The sequence below is a fragment of the Pseudomonas sp. GW821-FHT02A08 genome, assembly GCF_059422045.1.
The window spans coordinates 19,870-39,142 of the sequence record NZ_JBWKWD010000042.1 but is presented as its reverse complement, the minus strand read 5'-3'; the positions used below and the strand labels follow the sequence as shown (position 1 = coordinate 39,142).

The window sequence follows — 19,273 nt, the reverse complement described above, 5'->3', positions numbered from 1 at the left end:
TTACTCCTGTGCGCTGGAGTCGGTCTTGGGGCCGCCGGGCTGGCGAGGCTGAAAGCTCGCCAGCAGGTCTATCCAGTTCTGATTCTGCTCGATGCTGAAGTCAGCCTGGGCTGTGGTGGAAAAAATGATCGCGCGTCCAGGCTCGATCAGAAACGCCGCCTGGCGCTGATAGAAGGGTCGGCCATCGGTCATGTAATACGCATCGATCTGCACGCCCTCGATCGGCGCCTCGGTCGACAATGCAACGGCCTTCTTGCCCAGCAGCGTATAGCCTCGCAGCTTGGACGCGAGCATCTTGATCTGACGCTCGACGTAGGCTTTGAGCACCTCGCCGGGCAGCAATGTGTCCCGGGAAATGGTGATACTCAACGGTGCTGGAATACTCGCCCCCAACACAAACATGTTTACCGTGCGGTCCTGAAAACCTTGTGGCAACGCGATGCTGCCTTCCTGCAACTCATAATCCATTCTGGGTAACTTCCTTGAATCAAAAAAATTAGGCGTTCAGCGCACGGCAAGGCCGTCGAGCATGCCGTCAAAATCAACCAGCCACAGACTGAGCACGGGCCGGGCCGGATCAATCTCGCAAGCAATGCTCAGCCATTGCCCATCGTCACGCCCGGCGACAGGCACCAGGGCACCGACAAGGCGCGCGTGACGATCGGCATGACCGGTCTTGAAATGCAGATCCACGGCCTTCGCCGCACTGCCGGCCACGCGGACATCGCGCTGGCGGATAATGCGCACGTCCGGATGTTCCTGGCGAAACGCCTGCACCGAGACCTCGAAAAGCTGCTCCAGGGTCTGCCCCTGTTGCACATCACGACGCCTGATCGTCAGGCTGACCGGCTCGCCTTCGTGCTCAAGGGTGGTCTGGACTTCGCGGAAGTTGAACCCCGTCGGAAATGCCAGGTTGAAACCACCGAAGGTGAAACTGCTGGGCGTGTCTTGCAGCGCCACCACCGACTCGGGTTCCGGCTCGGGCTCGGGCTGGACGAGGAGCGCGTTCTGCTGGGCAAGGCGTTCGGCCTCCTCCCGCGCAATACGCTTTTCGGAAATGCGATCGTAGAGACTGACCCTGGTCATGGCGCCGTTACCTCAGTCATTGACCCTGACCTCGGAACCGGTGATCTGGGTCGTGCCGGTGCTCGTCGTGGTGATCGCCTTGCCTTTGATCTCGATGCCGTCCGGCGTGAGGGTGATGCTGCTGTCCCCCACCTGAAGAATGATGTGCTGATTGGCACTGACCTGAATGAACTGGTTGTCGACCTGAATCGTCAGCGAGCCTTCCTGGACATTCATCACCGTGTCTTTCTTGATCGTTTCGGTGTGCGTGCCACCGACGGTAATCGTGCGGTTGCTGCCGACACTGTGGGTCTCGTCGACCTCGATCTCGGTGTCCATGTTGCGCTCGGCATGCATGATGATCTGCTCGGCGCCGGACTTGTCGTCGAAGCGGAAAAAGTTCGCGTTGCTGCCCTTCCCCTTCATCGACCGCGTCAGGAATCCGCTCTGGGTCTTGTTTGCCGGCAGCGACCACGGCGGGGTGTTCTGGCTGTTGTAGAGGCTGCCCATAATCAGCGGCCGGTCGGGATCACCGTCAAGGAAAGCCACGACTACCTCGTCGCCAACTCGAGGGATCAAGACACTCCCGAAACCGCCACTGGCTCCGGACTGCGCGACACGAACCCAGCAGGAACTCTTGTCGTTGAACTCGCCATAGCGGTCCCAGTGGAATTGCACTTTTATCCGGCCGAGTTCGTCGGTGTAAATCTCTTCGCCAGGTGGGCCGACGACGATGGCGGTTTGCGGGCCACTGATCAAAGCCCGCGGGGTACTCATCGGTGCTTTGAATGGGATCTTGCGGCGGATGCAAATGAATTGGTTCTGGTAGAACGCTTCTCCGTTGCCAGTGTAATTATTACGCCCAAAGTGTTTCACGCTCAAAATCAGGAACTGCCTATCCTCTACAGTTCCTTTGTCGTGATCGTAATGTTGGGTCAATTCGAAATAGTAGCCAGGCTGCATGGCACGACAGTTACTTTTGCCCTGAAAGGTCTTGCCCTGTACTTCCATTGCCTCTAAACGATTGCGTGCTATTTGCTGACCATGCTCTGGATCTGAAAAGCCGTAGAGCCCTTCGTACTCAAACACCTCGTACTGCCCCACATCGCCTTGCTTGGCGATAGTCTGGAGTTGCACCTGATTTGGGAAATTAGGCTGTTTGTAATCAAATGACTTCAATGACAGTCGTGTCGAATGGAGAGTACGCTGTGACGACCACTCGGTAATGGAGTCAGTCTCTTCAGTGACAGAGGCCGTGTGGAAACGGATAGTCGGCTGATCGGGCAACGGCTCAAAGTTAAGGCTTTCATCAAAAATGACCATGCGATGATCATCTTTACTGTGCTCAAAATTGAAAAACAAGCCTTCCTGCTGCAAGAGCCTGAGTACAAAATTGAGGTCCGATTCCTGATACTGCGTGCAATAACTGACAGGCTTTAAAGGTCGGCTCAATCTAAACTCATAGCTGGCCAAGCTGAGGTAATAGGAAAAAACCTCTTTGATGATCTCTTCGATGGTTTTATCTTGAAAAATCCGCGAATCACGACGTTTACTCAATATCCACAACCAAGGTACAACCATGGCCTCGTAGTTGGCGACACCGGCGTTGGCACCAACATGATTGAAGTGCGAACAATGGCCATTGATAATTTTAGTGCCACCATCAGCTAAAGTTATTTCCATGGACACTTTCTTACCGATCAACTTTTTAAGCTCAATCGTGGCGTCGGTGGACAAAAGCCGCAATTCATATTCAAACAGCAGCGAGAGCCCCTCTTCACCGCCAAAGCTCTCAAGGATCAGTTCCTGCTCGGGTGGCAACGGGGAATCGAAGGTGATGAGCCGATTATTCTGGGCGGTAATCTGCCCGATGAGTTCCGATATCATGCGTTGCATCCTGCAAAAATTGGCCTGAAGTCGGCGATGGAAACCTCTTGAAAGTTCTTTGTCAAGGCAACGAAACACTTCAGAATGATGGCAATTCGCCTGTTTGATTTTATTTTCCTGTCAGTGCACCCTTCGCCACGGGAGCTTGCCACGTACGGCGAGCAAACATGCATACAGGGAGTTCGTCATGAGTTTGAGTGAGACACAACTCAAGCAGCTGGACCGAGACATGGACAGTAATCAACGCGAAATGGTCGTCCTGAGCATGGACGACGCAAACGCGATGATGGCAGAACGCAATGCCTCCTCAAGTTTTTGCACACAGTCACCGCGAATTTGTTACCGAACGCAACCGGGCATGCTGGATGGTCTTTTGGGGAGCACTCAATCCATCTACAACGCGACCGTGCATCCGTTCGTCAATACTACCTGGGGAGTTCCGGTAGCCTTGGGTGCCTATGATGCGTACAACGTCAGCCGCTTGCTCAGTGACATTGGCGGGTTTGGGACCAAGATTCGGGTTTTGATTAAAAACGGAAAGCAATATGTCGTTCTGACCGGATATCCGGGGTTACGTAACCGTTTGAAAGGAACTCGCTATGGGATTCGAAATGCTCAATTAATTGAAATTGGCATAGGCAAATATGGCATTCGCGGATCCTCGATAAAAGGATTTAAACTTTCTTGCTATGTTGCGGTTGCCATTGAAGTTCTGGAATGGGCTTTCAATGACGAAGCTGTTCTTACTGACTTGTTTGCGGGTGTTGGTGTTGAGTTGATTAAAGCAGGGATTGCGACTGCGGTTGGGTATGCAGCTGCAGCGGCTCTTGGAGCCTCTCTTACATTTGCCGCATTGCCGGTTGTAGTAGGCGCCATTATTGTATTCGGAATAGGCGTTGGGCTGAATGCACTGGACAATAGCTACGGAATAAAAAACAGCGTTAAGGCCGGAATGCGCTATGCCGTGGACAACATACGTTATCTGCATGAACAAGCGACTAATGTTAGCGTAAAAGACTTGAAACTTTATACAGAAAAAGTTACTACCAATATAATCGAAAAACTCATTGATCAGGCATACGACGAAACAAAATCTTGGATTCTCCGAAAAATCCAGCCCGGTGAAATCCCGTTGCCTAATTGGCCAAATGCTCCAAAATTACCAAATTTTTCTAATATCAAACTTCCTAAATTTTAGGCCCAGAATGCATACTAATCCCAACCACCCTGAGCACGCCATATCTACGCTGGCCTTTAGACTCCGAGCTTCGGTGCTTGTTTTATTTATGATCCTGATGGGTGCATTTTCATTGTATTGGCTTTGGGAACACGTACTCCCCCTTTACGGACGCATCTACAGAAACGCTCCTGTCGTAGAGACTCCCTATTTAGCTTTCACCCTACTTATGGCTCCTCCGGGCCTATTAGGCGCTATCATAGGAGTTTCAATTGCCGCGTGGACTGGAAAAAAATTTGATCCACCCAGCAAATCTTTTCTACATCGCTTTATATCATTAATGATACACCTTTCTGTCAAGACAATAATTTATATTGTGCCAGCCATTATGATTCTGACCACGCTTATGCTGCTGAACAGAGGATACACTCCTTGCCCAAAGCTACTTATCTCAGGATCAGCTTGGCAGCTATTCTGGGTAAACGACGAAAACGCATGCTTCAAGCCCACTCGTTACATCAATGATCATTGGCCTTGTAAAATGATAGGCGAGCAGGAGGTGTGCATACAGGTGGATGGAAGATGAATGACATAAGAAAGATCCAGCTGCGTGAGTTAGAGAACCTGATCAAACAACATCCGAATATCGCCGCCTTCGGTTCCCGCGCTGACGAAGTTGCTGATGATTGGCTTGCAAAGTCCGAGCAAAGAATTTGCCATGAATTACCAGCACCCTACAGATGATTTTTTTCAAAACTACGGATGTCAACAGTTGTCAGCGTACACATCATTTCTCACCTTAATGAGCTGGGGCTCAAGAGCGCATGACAAACTCACAGCTGACAGAACTACTTACTATGCTCAAACAGATCTTCCATAGTGAGAACTGCCAAAATTTCGATTCAGGACTAAATTCGATAGTCCACCTGCTGTCCGATGACCCTTTGCCGGACAGTAATGAATGGGCGCAAGCGACCTCGATGTATAAAACAATGGCAGGCAGTAATTTTCCTGTCAGTGCACCCTTCGCCACGGGAGCTTGCCACGTACGGCGAGCAAACATGCATACAGGGAGTTCGTCATGAGTTTGAGTGAGACACAACTCAAGCAGCTGGACCGAGACATGGACAGTAATCAACGCGAAATGGTCGTCCTGAGCATGGACGACGCAAACGCGATGATGGCAGAACGCGATGCCTCCTCAAGTTTTTGCACACAGTCACCGCGAATTTGTTACCGAACGCAACCGGGCATGCTGGATGGTCTTTTGGGGAGCACTCAATCCATCTACAACGCGACCGTGCATCCGTTCGTCAATACTACCTGGGGAGTTCCGGTAGCCTTGGGTGCCTATGATGCGTACAACGTCAGCCGCTTGCTCAGTGACATTGGCGGGTTTGGGACCAAGATTCGGGTTTTGATTAAAAACGGAAAGCAATATGTCGTTCTGACCGGATATCCGGGGTTACGTAACCGTTTGAAAGGAACTCGCTATGGGATTCGAAATGCTCAATTAATTGAAATTGGCATAGGCAGATATGGCATTCGCGGATCCTCGATAAAAGGATTTAAACTTTCTTGCTATGTTGCGGTTGGCATTGAAGTTCTGGAATGGGCTTTCAATGACGAGACTGTTCTTACTGACTTGTTTGCGGGTGTTGGTGTTGAGTTGATTAAAGCAGGGATTGCGACTGCGGTTGGGTATGCGGCCGCAATGGCGGCAGGAGCTTTTTTTTACCGCCGCCGCATTTCCGGTTGCAGTTGGAGCAGTTGTTGTATTCGGCATAGGTATTGGGTTAAACGTTCTGGACGCCAATTATGGTATCAAAAACAGTGTGAAATCCGGAATACGTTACGCCCTTGACAACATAGAAAGACTACGCGAACAGGCGACAAAAATCAGCGCTAAAGACTTGCAAATTTATACCGAAAAAGTAGCCACCAGCATCATAAACGAACTTATTGATCAGGCTTACGACGAAACAAAATCCTGGATCCTCCGAAAAATACAGCCCAACGATCTTCCACTACCTAGCTGGCCTAAAGTCCCGGAACTACCAGATCTTTCAAAATTTAAGCCTTTTAAGTTTTAGGTCACTTATGAATAACAAATCATGCGAACCTGCACACGCCATGTCACCGCTGACCTTCAGGCTCGGTGCTTTGGCCTTTGTCTTTTTCATGATATTGATTGGCATATTTTCGCTATATTGGCTTTGGGAACATGTGCTGCCAATCTACGGGCGTATTTACCGAAACGCTCCCGTTGTAGAGACTCCTTATTTAGCGTTCGGCCTACTGATGGCGCCACCCGTTGTATTGATCGGGATAATAGGAGCCTCTATTGCCGCTTGGACGGGAAAAAAATTTGACCCGCCAGAAAACTCACTCTTATTTCGTTTCCAAACACTAATGTTATACCTCTGCTTCAAAACAATAATTTATGTAGTGCCAGCCATTATGATCCTGACCTCGCTTACGCTGCTCTACAGAGACTACACCCCATGCCCTAAACTTCTTATCTCTGGGTCGGCTTGGCAGTTGTTTTGGGTAAACGACCAAAATGCCTGCTTCAAGCCTACTCGCTACATCAATGATCACTGGCCTTGCAAAATGATTGGAAAACAGGAAGTCTGCATACAAGTCGATGGGCGATAAGTCATCAAAGTAAAAATCCTTTAGCGCCCCCCATGACAAAGCTCCTGAATCGTTTGAAGATATTTTTCGGACAAAAAATTGCCCCCCTCCACCAGTCCCCACCGAGCAGGTGGTTGATACAGCCCCCTTGTTCGAATTGAACAAGACACTCTCGCGAGTGGAAGAGAACCTGGCCTGGCTGCCGATCAATAGTGAGCCAGAGGTTTTTGTATCGCTAAAACCGCCCGCCTGCCCGGATCTGAGGCTTGTGGATACCCACCTGCTGCAGCGCTATCGGTTGTTCGTCACCGAGAACGCCCCGATCCGGGCGGCATCAGCGTCACAGATAAACCACGATGAAGCCAGCCAACTGGCTCGATACTTATATGAGCAAGGAGCGGACCTTGGTTATTGTCAAGGTACTGAGTCCTCTTTCGAAATCTATTGGCTCATGCAATGTGCTTCCATTGTTACGCCACTTGGCTGCGGACGACAATCGGAGCAATTCCTCTTTTATAGAAAACATGTTCATTATTATCAGGACTTTCCCTTGATTAGAGAACAGGTTCAAATGTTTGACGAATACGTTGCCTTGTACGGTAAGGCATCTGCGGGAGAGGGAAGGAAGCACTGACCAATTGTCTTATTGACGTCGCTGTACGATGGCATGGTCTCAATCAACGACATTGTTCTGCATCAGAACGCCCCCCCCTGCCGGACAAAAATAACGAACTGCAAAGGCTGCTATCAGACCCGCCTGCCGGTGCTGACAGCCTTTTCGCCTGCCAGCACAGCCCTCCTTCAAGTCTGCTCGAATCGCTGTTGCAGCAAGTGCCGAGCAGTGCCTGCATTGAGGTAGGCGCCAATCAATTCCGCCAGTTCCTTACCCTTGAGTTTTTTGTCGTCGCGGCAAATTTGAAGCAAGTGCAACTGGACCCGGCGTTTTTTCCTGTTGGGTTTCGCATCCGGCGAAAAGAACGAACGCGAGACCAACTCAGGCAAGGGGGCGTCGTCTTCCAGCAGCAGACTCAAGTGCACCCCCTGCCCCACTTGCAGAGCAAAATCGGCGATGTGCCGGATCGGCAATGGCGCCTTGAGATTAGCGAAAACGAAGTGCTCGGGGGTCAGCAGCAACGCGGTCTTGTTCGCCCGCTTGAGCATGCGCAGCGAGAACGGCAGCAGGCACGCCATCAAGACGACCAGCCCGCCGCCAGCACCCTGCATCATCGATTTGCTCTCCCCCAAAGCCGGCGGCGACAGCAACGGCAAAATCAGTAGACCCAAGCCCGACAGCAAAACGAGCGTGAAGCAAATCAGGGTAATCCACCCGCGCAATCGTGCGCCTTCATGCAGTCGGACTTCGTCCGCGACACTGTCGGCCTGGGCACGCAACTCTTCCATGGCCGTAGCGTCCTGCTACACGTAATGATCGAGAAAATCCTCGGTCATACGGGCACGCAACGCCTGGGGATCGGCGAAATAACGATCCATCGCGGCACAGGCTTGTGCCGCGATGATCGGGCGAGTCCCACGACTCACCGCTTCTTCGAGCGCGACTTGCAAGGAAGTAACTCGCTCGCCATTGGATGGATGAGTGTCCGACGGATGTGGCAGGCTGGTTGCCATTTCCTCCTCGGGCAGGGTCAGTGACTGCGCGGCCAGCTCCTGCACCACACTGGTCGGCAAGTCACGGGACAGGACTTGCCCGGCACTCGAGTTGGTCGAGCGGGCCACATGGGTAGATACACTCTGCTGCAACAACGGGTCGATGGCGCAGATGCGCACCAACGCCGAGGCCGCGGCGACATTCCCCGCCAACTCTGCGCCCGCCGCGTCCGCCGCCAACTCCCGCACGCGGCTCCAGTGGCTCACCGCATGATCGAAACGCTCCATGAAATACTCACCGAGCATGAAGGCCGGCCACAGTATCGTGCGTTGCAGCACATCGCTATGGAGCAAGGTTTCGGCTATCACCCCAAGGCTGCGGCCAATGCCATCGTAGATCGGCACGAAGCGCAAGCTGTATTCGGTATCGGCGCCGGCGAAGTGCGCCAGTTCGTGCCCGATCACCGCGCTGGTTTCTTGTGTATCGAGCAGTCCCAGGTACACCATCGGCACGTGCAGGGTTCTGCCCTTTAGCGCGGTCTCCGACGGAAGCAGATCGACGTCGCTTGAGGTGACGTAAAAACCTTCGGCCATGCCCAGAACGATGTGCTCGGGAGGTAGTGCGCCGAGTCGATCGGCCAGGTCACGAACATACGTCCACAGCTGCGGAGCCTGTTCTGCCGAGACCTCCTGACCGAGGACGGGCATCGGCGTCGACTCGAACATGTGCAGCATAACGGGTAACTGCTTGCCCATCTGCCAGATCGAGTACAGGAAGCCGAATATCACCATCATTGCAATGGCTATCAACTTGATTTCACCGGCGAGCATTTGTCCCGCATGCCAGAACACCAGGCTTTCGAAAGTCAGGATGCCCGCGACTGCCGCCCCATGAAGACGATATGACCCACCAGCAGGTAAGGCAGGGTCCGACTGATTTCCGTAAAGTTGTACAGCAGCTGTTCACGAGACCGGCTCGCGCGTAATCCGGCCCAACCAAGCCAGAGCAAACCCGATACGCCGATCAGCGACGCCATGAAGCCAAGGACGACGACACCTTTGGCCAAAAAGATTCTCACCGCATTTACCGGGATCAGAGTGTCAAACGCATCTTCGACCTCCTCCAGACGAGACAAGGCCAACACTACGTCCACCCGTTCACCGTCGAAATCGACTGAGATAGCGCTGGTGCCTCGTTTCCTGGAAAGCGCTTCGAGCTGCGGACGAATATCGATCAGGTCAGCCCGGACCCTGGCGAACTGCCGGCCGGTGTCACTGCTGCGTTGCAACTCCCAGATGCCAATCAAACCAAGGCAAAGCGGCAACAGAACAAGTACGGCAATGAGTTTCAAATGCTTCATAAGACTTGGCCTCAATCGTTGCATCGCCCATATAGCCATGGCGAGCAAAAAGTCCGTTTAAAAAAGGCGTGGAGGTCCTTTCGCGATTGCACAATCCGCCATGAAGTTGCCAGGGCGAAGTTGTACCTGGCGCGTTATACAGAAATGCCAGCGACCTGTAACTCTCCCCCCCCCCAAACACTCGCTCATTCACCCATTCCTTCCGAACAGCGCCCACCGCCTCATCGATACTTCCTACAAACAACCTAAAAACTTCCCACAAAACTTGTTTTTTCAGCGATGCCACCCCCTCGTATTGAGTGAACCGGTTCACCTATTTACAATTTGAATTGCACAATAAATTGGATCCAACACACTTCTCAAACCCTTGATACTGCTGGGTTTCACGGCGTTTTGTAGGACATTTCCTACAAGTAGTGGCATGTAGACAGCATTGCGATATGTATCAAAAATACGAAAAAATCCGCTCCCGATGTGAACTTCTCGATATCGTTGCTGCCCTACACATCGCTGATGGCCACTCAATATCTTTGTGCCAGCAAGCCAGACTTAAAAAATTCTGGCCACAAGTTTTTTTGATGTCAAACATCAGCGATCACAACTCGTGAACAGGTGTTCAATCGAGAAATTAGTAGCTCTTCACGCCCAGGTTAATCCGGGTAGCGATCGTGGAGTGTTCAAGGACGAAGTACCGATGACTCAAACGTTTTTCGATGTTGAAGCATTGATCCAGCTGCGAAGCCAGACCCGGGCCATTTCCGATGCGCTCAAGGCGCAGGCTTCGGATTATCTGGCGACCCTGGCTTTGCTGATTCGTCCGCAAGCGTTTTTCGGTGAATACCTGCAAGGCGCGCAACGCAGCAGCGGGCGCGAGACCCAGCACCATTTCAAGGAACTCAAGGAGCTCTTCGACCGCATCGGTTCGGCCGCTCCGTTCCAGCTGGTCAATGAACTAGAAGTGCCCCTCAACCTGCTCAGTACCACCCCGCAACTGTTTGCGCTGGAGTACGACAAGGTGCTGTCCCAAAGCGGCCAATCCATTCGCATCACCAGCCCCGTGCGCTGGGTGGTGGGCTTCAGTTCGTTCGACCTGGCCCGTTTTCGCACCGTCATCAAAGACCCCAATCGCAGCAGCGCCGAGCTGTACCGCTTCGTGGTGCACTACCTGGTGCTGTTCTACTGCCTGAGCAAGTCGCCCGGCATCAGCCGCCTGCTCGAAGGCCTGCGTTTCCCCGTCAGTTTCGAACGCTTGAAGGAGTTCGGCGACCTGCCCTTCTGCGTCATCAGCTCGCCGGTTCGCTCGCAGTTGCCCGACGAGGCCGTGATCCGCAGCAGCACCCAGATCGCCGGCAACACCAGCTTCGAAGAGCTGGTGGGGCACGCCAACATCATGGAAATGAACGATGAAATCCGTCAGCGCCTGCTGCTGACGATCGAAGGAATGTAACGCGCTCGGCCACCCATTGAACCGACACGCAAACGACTTGCAGCGAATTGTTCGCACAGGAGATCACGATGGCGAAGAAGGAAAGTACCCAGCACAAACTCGACCGCGTCCGCGCGCCTCGGGTCCATATCACCTACGACGTGGATATCGGTGACGCTCAGGAAAAGAAAGAGCTGCCCTTTGTCGTCGGTGTGCTGGGCGATTTCTCCGGCAACCCGCTGGAGCCGCTGCCGAAGCTCAAGGACCGCAAGTTCATTTTCATCGACCGCGACAACTTCAACGGCGTGCTCAAGGGCATCAAGCCGCGCTTGACCTACCGCGTCGACAACACCCTGGCGAAAAACGGTACGCAGCTAGGCGTCGAGCTCAACTTCAACGCCCTCGAAGACTTCGAACCGCAGAACGTGGTCAAGCAGGTCGAACCGCTGCGCAAGCTGCTGGAAGTGCGCAACAAGCTGGCTGACCTGCGCAACAAGATGGGCGGCAACGACAAGCTCGAAGAGCTGCTGATGGACGTGTTGCAGAACACCGAGAAGTTGAAAACCCTGGGCAAGGAATTCGGCCGTGAAGCCGCCGTTCCGGCCACCGACGGCAAAGCGTAGGAGCCTGACGATGAACGACAAGCAAACCGTGACTCAACAGGACAGCACGCTGGTTGAAGTGGACAGCTTCACCGCGCAATCCTCGTTGCTCGACAGCATCATTTCCGAAAGCCGCGTGGCCCGTTCCGAGACTGAGCGCACCCGTACCCGCGACCTGATCGGCGAACTGGTCAACCAGATCCTGGAAGGCGAAATGACGCCGAGCAAGGACCTGATCGCCGTACTCGATGCGCGCATCGCCGAGATCGACGCGATGCTCTCCGAGCAGATGAACGAAATCATGCACGCCAGTGAGTTCCAGCAGCTGGAAGCTTCCTGGCGCGGCCTGAAGTATCAGGTGGACCAGACCGAGACCAGCACCACGCTGAAGATCCACTTGCTCAACGCGTCGAAGAAAGACCTGGTGCGCGACCTCAAGGCCGCTTCCGAATTCGACCAGAGCGCGCTGTTCAAGAAGATCTACGAAGAAGAATACGGCACCTTCGGCGGTGCACCGTTCGGCATGCTGCTGGGTGACTACGAGTTCAACCGCAGCCCGGAAGACATGTACCTGCTCGAAGAGATCTCCCATGTCGCCGCGGCCGCCCATGCGCCGTTCATCTCGGCGGCTTCGCCTGAGCTGTTTGGCTGGGATTCGTTCACCGACATGTCCGGCCCACGGGATCTGGCGAAGATTTTCGACACCGTCGAATACGCCAAGTGGAAGTCGTTCCGTGCCTCGGAAGACTCGCGTTATGTCGGCCTGACCCTGCCCCACGTACTCGGTCGCCTGCCTTACGGCCCGGATACCACGCCGGTCGAGGAATTCAACTTTGTCGAAAGCGTCGACGGACGCGACCACAACAAGTACCTGTGGATGAACGCCGCCTACGCGCTGGGCACCCGGGTCACCGATGCGTTTTCCCGTTACGGCTGGTGCGTGGCGATTCGTGGCGTCGAGGGTGGCGGCCTGGTGGAAGGTTTGCCGACCCACACATTCAAGACCGATGACGGTGAAATCGCCCTCAAGTGCCCGACCGAGATCGCCATCACCGACCGCCGTGAAAAAGAGCTGTCGGACCTCGGTTTCATTCCACTGGTGCACTGCAAAGGCACGGACTACGCCGCGTTCTTCGGCACCCAGTCGGCGCAGAAGCAGAAGCAGTACAACACCGACATCGCCAACGCCAACGCCCGGCTTTCCGCGCAGTTGCAGTACATCTTTGCCACCTCGCGCATCGCCCACTACATGAAGGCAATCATGCGCGACAAGATCGGCAGCTTCGCCTCGCGCAAGGACGTCGAACTGTTCCTCAACAAGTGGCTGTCGAGCTACGTGTTGCTGGACGACACCGCGAGCCAGGAAGCCAAGGCCAAGTTCCCGTTGCGCGAAGCCCGCGCCGAGGTGTTCGAAGTGCCGGGCAAGCCGGGGGTGTACAAGGCCGTGACCTACCTGCGCCCGCACTACCAACTGGACGAGCTCACCGCTTCGTTGCGCCTGGTCGCTGAATTGCCGCAATCGACCCGCGGCTGATCGAGCACATTGCCAGGGAGGCAATATGAGTAGTCAACACAAGCTGTTGCCATCACTGCTGGACCGGTTGCTGGACGATCGTCCGCATCAGTCCATCGAAGCGTCACCGCAGCGCTTGTGTTCGCTGGCCGACTACAAGGCCAGCATCGTTCGCGACCTGGAGATCCTGGTCAACACCCGCCAGTCCCTGGTCGCCAACGATCTGGAAGGTTTCGTCAATCTGGGCGGCACCATCCTCGACTACGGCATGCCGGATTTCACCAGTCGCAGCGTGCTTGACCCCAAGGATCGCCTGTTGATCCAGCGGCAACTGGAGAAGGCGATCTCGGTCGGCGACCGGCGCTTTCGCAGCGTCAAAGTCCAACTGCTTGCCCAACAGACCGGCCAACGCATGCTGACCTTTCGCGTGGACGCGGTCCTGCGCCTGCAGGACGTCACCCGTCAGGTGTCCTTCGACGCGGTGCTGCAGGTCAACACCCAGGAATACAAAGTGCAGAACCTCAACTGATGCTCGACGATCTGCTGCCCTATTACGAAAAGGAACTGTCGCACCTGCGCTTTTTGGGCCAGGAGTTCGCGAGCCAGTATCCGAAAATCGCTTCGCGGTTGCTCATCGAGGGCGATAACTGCGAAGACCCGCATACCGAGCGCTTGATCGAAGCCTTCTCGTTTCTCTCTGCACGCGTACACAAAAAACTCGATGACGAACTGCCGGAAATCGTCGAGTCGTTTCTCGAAGTGCTGTACCCGCACTACCTGCGCCCTACCCCGTCGATGTCGATCGTCGAATTCAACCTGGGCAAGCAGGAAAAAGTCACCGAAGCCTTCCGTGTGCCCCGGCATACCGAAATCAGTGCCAACCCGATCGATGGCGTGGTGTGTAAGTTCCGCACCTGCTACCCGGTCGAGCTGTGGCCGGTGGCGGTGCAACAGGCGTCGTTCATCGAGATGGAACGTTCGGCGTTCAACGGTCACAGTGCTGACCTGGTCGCGCGCTTGCGCATCGGCCTGGTGGCGACCGGCGACGTGATGTTCGGCAAGCTGGAACTGGACCGCCTGCGGTTCTTCCTCGACGGCGAAAGCACGTTGATGCTGCAACTGTACGAACTGCTGTTCAACAACCTGGCCAAGGCCACGCTGACTTTCGAAGATCAGGGCCGCACCCGCGAAGTCGCCTTGCCGGCCAACGCGCTGAAAACCGTCGGCTATGGCCTGGACGAAGGCCTGGTGGATTACTCGGAGCGCTCGTTCCTCGGTTACCGCCTGCTGCACGAGTACTTCACCTTCCCCGACAAGTTCATGTTCTTCGACCTGTCGGGCTTTGCACGGATTCTGGCGGGCAAGGACGTCGAGAAAGTCGAGGTCAATTTCTACTTCTCCGACTACGACCTGAGCGACCGCCTGGCGCGCCTGACGCAGAACATCGGGCGCAACAACTTCAAGCTCAATTGCACGCCGATCATCAACCTGTTCCGCCAGCAAGCCGAGCCGATCAAGTTGACCCACGCCCAGCACGAGTACGCAGTGACGCCGGATGTGCGCCTGCAAGGCTCGGCCGAAGTGGTGTCCATCGACCGCGTGCGACGCGTGCGCAAGGTGGGCAGCATCGACCAGGTGGGCACTTGCCATCCGTTTTTCGAGCCCCGTGGCGATCAGGGCCCGGGCCAGAGCTTCTGGATTGCCCGGCGTCGAGCCATACAGACCGGCCAGCGCGATGGCTCGAACGTGTTTATCCGGGTGGTGGATCGAGAACTGGGGCTGATGGAGGCCAACAACGATACGTTGAGCATCCGCCTGACCTGCAGCAACCGCGACCTGCCGCTGATGTTGCCTTTCGGTGGCGAGCGCGGCGACTTCACTATCCCGGGCAACTCGGTGATCAAGGACATCCGTTGCCTGCGCAAGCCCACCGCCACCGCTCGCGTGCCGCTGGGCAACGGCGTGATCTGGCGGCTGATTTCGCACCTGTCGCTGAACCATATGTCGCTGGTGTCCCGTGGTCGCGAAGTGCTGCTGGAGCTGTTGTCGCTCTACAACTACCGCAACCTGTCGGCACTGCGCAAACAGATCAACGGCATCGTCTCGGTGAGCAGCGAGCCGGTGGTGGCGCGCATCGGCCACCCGCGGCCGAACTTCGTGCGCGGCGTCGGCATCACCCTCAATTTCGATGAAAGCCAATACACCGGCAGCGGTGTGTTTCTGTTCGGCATGGTGCTCGATCACTTCTTTGGTCAGTACTGCACCATGAACAGTTTTACCCAATTAACCCTTCGCACCTTGCAGCGCGAAAAGAGAGTCGTCCAATGGCCACCGCGAACCGGCGATCAACCCCTGGTCTGATTGACCAGGCAAGGGCTGAGCCGCACCGATTCGAGTTTTTCCAATTGGTGCGCCTGCTTCGCCTGCATTACAGCAGAACCGGGCGCATGGACCTGGAAACCCGACCGCACGAAGACCCTCTGCGTTTTCGCTCCCAGCTGTCGCTCAACTTCCCGGCCAGTGAAGTCAGCGATCTGCAGTTCGAGCGTGAAGGCAAGGTGTCCGTGGCCGGCCTGCCGCTGTCCGAGATGCAAGTCACCTTCATGGGCCTGGTCGGGCCATCGGGTGTGTTGCCGCGCCCGTACACCGAGCTGTTGATCGAGCGGCACGTCCAGTACCGCGATGACGCGGCCCATGCCTTCCTCGACATTTTTTCGCACCGCATGACCACGCTGTTCTACGAGGCCTGGCAAAAGTACAAGTTCTACATCGAGTACGAGCGCAACGGAACTTCGGATTTCGATCGCTACCTGCTCAACCTGGTGGGTTTCGGCCCCGAGGCGCAGAAGCAGAAATTCGACCGGCAAGGCTCGCCCCTGCGCCGTGAACTGTTCAGCTATTTCTCCGGCCTGTTCGCCCAGAAACCGCGCAACGCACTGAACCTGGAAGCGATGCTGGCCTTCTATTTTTCGCTGCCGTTCAAGGTCAAGCCGTTTGCCGGTCGCTGGCTGAAACTCGACGCCGGCCAATGCACGCAACTGGGGCGCAAGAACGCCGTGCTCGGGCAAAGTGCCGTCGCCGGCAACCGGGTCTGGGACTATCAGTCGTGCATACGCATCGAGATGGGTCCACTGGAGCTGGCCGACTATCAACGCTTCCAGCCAGGCACCGAGAACTACCGGAAACTGGTGGAACTGGTGCGTTTCTATTTAGGAGCCGAACTCGACTTCCAGTTCGCGCCCAGGCTCAAACCCCAGGCCGTGCCCGTTGCCCGCCTGGGGCGCCAAGGCAACGTTTCACTGGGCTGGCTCGGCTGGCTCAAGCGCCCGGACTCCGACGTCGAGCCATCCCGTTGTGCCCTCTTCCACATTCCTTTTGATGGGGTCTCCCTGTGAACCTGAAGTCCCTGTTTGCCAAGCTCAACGACACCAGCCGCACCGCCACTGAAAGCGCCGCGGCCTTGTGCCTGTCGGAACACCACTACGATGTCGAAATCGAGCACCTGTTGTTGCAGTTGCTCGATAGCCACGACAACGACCTGCCGGCCATCCTGCGTCATTACGACGTGGTGCCCGAACGCTTGCAGGCGCAACTGGTGACGGCACTGGGGACGTTCAAGAAAGGCAATACGCGCACGCCGGCGCTGTCGCCGCACCTGACCCGCATGATCGAACAGGCGTGGGTCCTGGCGTCCATCGAGTTCGGCCAGGCGCAGATCCGCACCGGTCATCTGTTGCAAGCCTTGCTCGATGACGACGAACTGCGCCGCGTGGTGGTCGCCAGCGCCGTGGAGCTTGAGAAAATCAATGCTGACGACTTGCGCGTCAACCTCGGCGCGCTGGTGGAAAGCAGCGCCGAGTCGAAACAGGCCAAACCGCTGGGCACGTCCAACGTCGCCAGCGTCGGCACGGTAAAAGGCAACGGCAAGACCCCGGCCCTCGATCAATACACCATCAACCTCACGCAAAGCGCTCGCGAAGGCCGGATCGACCCGGTGCTGGGCCGGGAGTTCGAGGTGCGGCAGATGGTCGACATCCTCACCCGCCGCCGCCAGAACAACCCGATCCTCACCGGTGAGGCCGGCGTCGGCAAAACCGCCGTGGTCGAAGGCCTGGCCCTGCGCATCATCCAGGGTGACGTGCCGTCGGTGCTCAAGGGCGTCGCCATTCACACCCTGGACCTGGGCTTGTTGCAGGCCGGTGCCGGCGTGAAGGGCGAATTCGAAAACCGCCTCAAGTCGGTGATCGAAGAAACCAAGCGCAGCCTGCACCCGATCATTCTGTTCATCGACGAAGCGCATACCCTGATCGGCTCGGGTGGCCAGGCCGGGCAGAACGATGCCGCCAATCTGCTCAAGCCAGCCCTGGCCCGGGGCGAACTGCGCACCATCGCGGCGACCACCTGGGCCGAGTACAAGAAGTACTTCGAGAAAGATGCCGCACTGGCGCGGCGCTTCCAGGTGGTGAAGGTCGAAGAGCCGGACGAAGACAAGGCGATCCACATGCTGCGCGGCCTGCTGGCCAGGATGCAGGAGCATCACAAGGTCACGGTGATGGACGAAGCGCTGGTGCAGGCCGTGCGCCTGTCCAATCGCTACATCACCGGCCGCCAGTTGCCGGACAAGGCCGTCAGCGTGCTGGACACCGCTTGCGCCCGGGTGGCCCTCGGTCAATCGGCGCAGCCGGGGCCGCTGGAAGACTGCAAACGCCAGATCGACAACCTGCAGGCGGAAATCGCGGTACTGCAGCAGGAAGCCGCAAAAGGCAGCGACCACGCCCGACGCCTGACCGCCCTCAATACCGAACTGCAAAGTGAACAGCATTCCCGCGACGCCCTCGAACAACAGTGGCAACGCGAGCTGCAACTGGTGGAAAAACTCGGCGCCCTCAGCCACCCGGAACAACAGGCGCCGGATGCCCAGGAGATTGCCGCGGTGCGCGCCGAACTGGCCAGTGTCCAGGGTGAGCAACCGCTGGTGCATGCCCTGGTGGATGGCGGGACCATCGGCGAAGTGATTTCCGGCTGGACCGGCATTCCATTGGGCAAGATGCTGCGCGACGAAATCGAAACCGTGCAGCGCCTGCCGGCGTTGCTGGGCGAGCGGGTACTCGGCCAGGACCACGCACTGCACGAAATCGGCAAGCGCATCAAGATTTCCCGCGCTCGCATGGAAGACCCGAACAAACCGATCGGCGTGTTCCTGCTGCTCGGCCCGAGCGGCGTCGGCAAGACCGAGACCGCACTGGCGCTGGCCGATACCCTGTACGGCGGCGAGCGCAACGTCATCACCATCAACATGTCCGAGTACCAGGAAGCCCACACCGTCTCCAGCCTCAAGGGTTCGCCACCGGGCTACGTCGGCTATGGCGAGGGCGGCGTGCTGACCGAGGCGGTGCGGCGCAAGCCGTACAGCGTGGTGCTGCTCGATGAAGTGGAGAAAGCCCACCCGGACGTGCTCGAACTGTTTTTCCAGGTGTTCGACAAGGGCGTGCTGGATGACGGCGAAGGTCGCGAGATCAACTTCCGCAATACCGTGATCATCCTCACGTCCAACACCGGCACCGACCGCATCATGCAGTGGTGCCTCAATGCTCAGCCGCAACCGACGCCGCAGGACATCGTCGAAGGGCTGCGTGACGAGTTGAACCAGGTGTTCAAGCCCGCCTTCCTCGGCCGCCTGACCATCGTCCCCTACTACCCGGTCAAGGACGCGATTCTCGAGCGCATCGTCGCGCTCAAGCTTGCGCGCATCCGCCAGCGCTTCGAGCGCAATCATCAAGCGCAGTTGAGCTATGACGAAGCACTGGTCAAGGCGATTGCCTCGCGCTGCACCGAGGTCGACAGCGGCGCCCGCAACATCGACAACATTTTGTCCCAGACCCTGATGCCGGAACTGGCCCAACGGGTCCTGGAGCGCATGGCGCAGGACAAACCGATTCAGAGTTTGAACATCGAGTTGGGCAGCGACGGCGATTTCGCCTATCGCCTGAACTGATCGGG

Annotated in this window: 16 protein-coding genes and 1 pseudogene; 13 read left to right on the top strand and 4 right to left on the bottom strand. The window is 56.2% G+C overall.

From position 1 onward, the window contains the following. The 3 genes from AC07W4_RS23705 to AC07W4_RS23695 are packed head-to-tail and all read right to left on the bottom strand — an operon-like array spanning position 1 to position 2,952. Complete coding sequence (locus tag AC07W4_RS23705) at positions 1–468, bottom strand: DcrB-related protein (protein WP_495034205.1); 468 nt, start codon at positions 466–468, stop codon at positions 1–3. 36 nt (positions 469–504) lie between these two features. After that, positions 505–1,086: a hypothetical protein gene (locus tag AC07W4_RS23700; protein ID WP_495034204.1), complete on the bottom strand. Its 582-nt coding sequence runs from the start codon at positions 1,084–1,086 to the stop codon at positions 505–507. Positions 1,087–1,098: 12 nt separating this feature from the next. Continuing rightward, positions 1,099–2,952, bottom strand: coding sequence for a type VI secretion system Vgr family protein (locus AC07W4_RS23695; protein ID WP_495034203.1), 1,854 nt, complete (start codon positions 2,950–2,952; stop codon positions 1,099–1,101). A 187-nt stretch (positions 2,953–3,139) separates the two neighbouring features. Here AC07W4_RS23695 and AC07W4_RS23690 point away from each other — a divergent pair, with 187 nt between their 5' ends. The 6 genes from AC07W4_RS23690 (at position 3,140) to AC07W4_RS23665 (ending at position 7,400) form a co-directional block, all read left to right on the top strand. Beyond that, positions 3,140–4,150 carry a hypothetical protein gene (locus tag AC07W4_RS23690; protein WP_495034202.1) on the top strand — a complete coding sequence of 337 codons (1,011 nt, stop codon included), beginning with the start codon at positions 3,140–3,142 and terminating at the stop codon, positions 4,148–4,150. A 7-nt stretch (positions 4,151–4,157) separates the two neighbouring features. Further along, positions 4,158–4,715, top strand: a complete 558-nt coding sequence (locus AC07W4_RS23685) for a hypothetical protein (protein ID WP_495034201.1) — start codon at positions 4,158–4,160, stop codon at positions 4,713–4,715. Next, the gene (locus tag AC07W4_RS23680) at positions 4,712–4,873 is read left to right on the top strand and encodes a hypothetical protein (RefSeq protein WP_495034200.1); all 162 of its coding nucleotides are present in this window, start codon (positions 4,712–4,714) and stop codon (positions 4,871–4,873) included. Before AC07W4_RS23685 ends, AC07W4_RS23680 begins: the two co-directional genes overlap by 4 nt. A 337-nt stretch (positions 4,874–5,210) precedes the next feature. Beyond that, positions 5,211–5,993, top strand: coding sequence for a hypothetical protein (locus AC07W4_RS23675; RefSeq protein WP_495034199.1), 783 nt, complete (start codon positions 5,211–5,213; stop codon positions 5,991–5,993). Positions 5,994–6,229: 236 nt separating this feature from the next. Beyond that, positions 6,230–6,787, top strand: a complete 558-nt coding sequence (locus AC07W4_RS23670; protein WP_495034198.1) for a hypothetical protein — start codon at positions 6,230–6,232, stop codon at positions 6,785–6,787. Positions 6,788–6,944: 157 nt separating this feature from the next. After that, complete coding sequence (locus AC07W4_RS23665) at positions 6,945–7,400, top strand: hypothetical protein (RefSeq protein WP_495034197.1); 456 nt, start codon at positions 6,945–6,947, stop codon at positions 7,398–7,400. A 167-nt stretch (positions 7,401–7,567) separates the two neighbouring features. Here the strand turns inward: AC07W4_RS23665 and AC07W4_RS23660 are convergent. After that, a pseudogene (locus tag AC07W4_RS23660) lies at positions 7,568–9,732 on the bottom strand (M48 family metallopeptidase). A gap of 694 nt (positions 9,733–10,426) precedes the next feature. On the opposite strand from AC07W4_RS23660, the gene AC07W4_RS23655 reads away from it, so the two are divergent. The 7 genes from AC07W4_RS23655 to tssH all read left to right on the top strand — a co-directional run bounded on the left by AC07W4_RS23655 (position 10,427) and on the right by tssH (position 19,268). Next, positions 10,427–11,179, top strand: a complete 753-nt coding sequence (locus tag AC07W4_RS23655; RefSeq protein ID WP_007978741.1) for a hypothetical protein — start codon at positions 10,427–10,429, stop codon at positions 11,177–11,179. A 68-nt stretch (positions 11,180–11,247) separates the two neighbouring features. Beyond that, the gene (tssB, locus tag AC07W4_RS23650) at positions 11,248–11,781 is read left to right on the top strand and encodes a type VI secretion system contractile sheath small subunit (protein WP_007978739.1); all 534 of its coding nucleotides are present in this window, start codon (positions 11,248–11,250) and stop codon (positions 11,779–11,781) included. A 10-nt stretch (positions 11,782–11,791) separates the two neighbouring features. Next, complete coding sequence (gene tssC, locus AC07W4_RS23645) at positions 11,792–13,294, top strand: type VI secretion system contractile sheath large subunit (RefSeq protein ID WP_007978737.1); 1,503 nt, start codon at positions 11,792–11,794, stop codon at positions 13,292–13,294. Between the two features lie 25 nt (positions 13,295–13,319). Further along, on the top strand, positions 13,320–13,802 hold the full coding sequence (gene tssE, locus AC07W4_RS23640) for a type VI secretion system baseplate subunit TssE (RefSeq protein ID WP_495034196.1): 483 nt from the start codon (positions 13,320–13,322) through the stop codon (positions 13,800–13,802). Next, entirely contained in the window at positions 13,802–15,634 is a 1,833-nt protein-coding gene (gene tssF, locus AC07W4_RS23635; protein ID WP_495034195.1) for a type VI secretion system baseplate subunit TssF, read from the top strand. The genes tssE and tssF overlap by 1 nt, the downstream gene beginning before the upstream one ends. Further along, entirely contained in the window at positions 15,598–16,668 is a 1,071-nt protein-coding gene (tssG, locus tag AC07W4_RS23630) for a type VI secretion system baseplate subunit TssG (RefSeq protein WP_495034194.1), read from the top strand. Before tssF ends, tssG begins: the two co-directional genes overlap by 37 nt. Beyond that, a complete protein-coding gene (tssH, locus tag AC07W4_RS23625; RefSeq protein ID WP_495034193.1) occupies positions 16,665–19,268 on the top strand; it encodes a type VI secretion system ATPase TssH in 2,604 nt (867 codons plus the stop codon). Before tssG ends, tssH begins: the two co-directional genes overlap by 4 nt. Positions 19,269–19,273: the final 5 nt, after the last annotated feature.

Coding starts and splice junctions, on each gene's coding strand:
- AC07W4_RS23705 (WP_495034205.1), bottom strand. CDS start 468: ATGGATTATGAGTTGCAGGAAGGCAGCATCGCGTTGCCACAAGGTTTT.
- tssC (WP_007978737.1), top strand. CDS start 11,792: ATGAACGACAAGCAAACCGTGACTCAACAGGACAGCACGCTGGTTGAA.
- AC07W4_RS23690 (WP_495034202.1), top strand. CDS start 3,140: ATGAGTTTGAGTGAGACACAACTCAAGCAGCTGGACCGAGACATGGAC.
- AC07W4_RS23685 (WP_495034201.1), top strand. CDS start 4,158: ATGCATACTAATCCCAACCACCCTGAGCACGCCATATCTACGCTGGCC.
- AC07W4_RS23675 (WP_495034199.1), top strand. CDS start 5,211: ATGAGTTTGAGTGAGACACAACTCAAGCAGCTGGACCGAGACATGGAC.
- AC07W4_RS23680 (WP_495034200.1), top strand. CDS start 4,712: ATGAATGACATAAGAAAGATCCAGCTGCGTGAGTTAGAGAACCTGATC.
- AC07W4_RS23655 (WP_007978741.1), top strand. CDS start 10,427: ATGACTCAAACGTTTTTCGATGTTGAAGCATTGATCCAGCTGCGAAGC.
- AC07W4_RS23695 (WP_495034203.1), bottom strand. CDS start 2,952: ATGATATCGGAACTCATCGGGCAGATTACCGCCCAGAATAATCGGCTC.
- AC07W4_RS23670 (WP_495034198.1), top strand. CDS start 6,230: ATGAATAACAAATCATGCGAACCTGCACACGCCATGTCACCGCTGACC.
- AC07W4_RS23700 (WP_495034204.1), bottom strand. CDS start 1,086: ATGACCAGGGTCAGTCTCTACGATCGCATTTCCGAAAAGCGTATTGCG.
- tssE (WP_495034196.1), top strand. CDS start 13,320: ATGAGTAGTCAACACAAGCTGTTGCCATCACTGCTGGACCGGTTGCTG.
- tssB (WP_007978739.1), top strand. CDS start 11,248: ATGGCGAAGAAGGAAAGTACCCAGCACAAACTCGACCGCGTCCGCGCG.
- tssF (WP_495034195.1), top strand. CDS start 13,802: ATGCTCGACGATCTGCTGCCCTATTACGAAAAGGAACTGTCGCACCTG.
- tssG (WP_495034194.1), top strand. CDS start 15,598: ATGGCCACCGCGAACCGGCGATCAACCCCTGGTCTGATTGACCAGGCA.